This is a genomic window from Vallitalea maricola (assembly GCF_036985595.1).
Classification (GTDB): Bacteria; Bacillota; Clostridia; order Lachnospirales; family Vallitaleaceae; genus Vallitalea; species Vallitalea maricola.
Window position 1 is genome coordinate 1 of the sequence record NZ_BTPU01000155.1, and the last position, 253, is coordinate 253.

At 32.8% G+C, this 253-nt stretch carries 1 protein-coding gene; it reads right to left on the bottom strand.

Annotation, left to right across the window (positions count from 1 at the left end):
* Positions 1-59: 59 nt before the first annotated feature.
* A partial coding sequence (locus AACQ14_RS23700) for a hypothetical protein (RefSeq protein ID WP_423248007.1) occupies positions 60-253 on the bottom strand: 194 nt, incomplete at its 5' end.

Sequence of the window (253 nt, forward strand, 5' to 3'; positions counted from 1 at the left end):
GAAATAAAATCTCCAAGTCTTTTTATGTTAATTATAGTCATTTATGTAATTCTTAATTATTAAATATAGTCATAGTCATCAGGCACAGTGAAACTCCCTTTAAATAGATTGAGTACAATACATATGATACCCATTATTAGATAACCGTAGAAATAAGGGTTTAAGCTTATTCCCAAGGATGGCGAATGAATAAAACCTACAAGAGCCAATGCAGCTGCCACTAATCCAACATAACCGGCTTTATCCAAGCGTT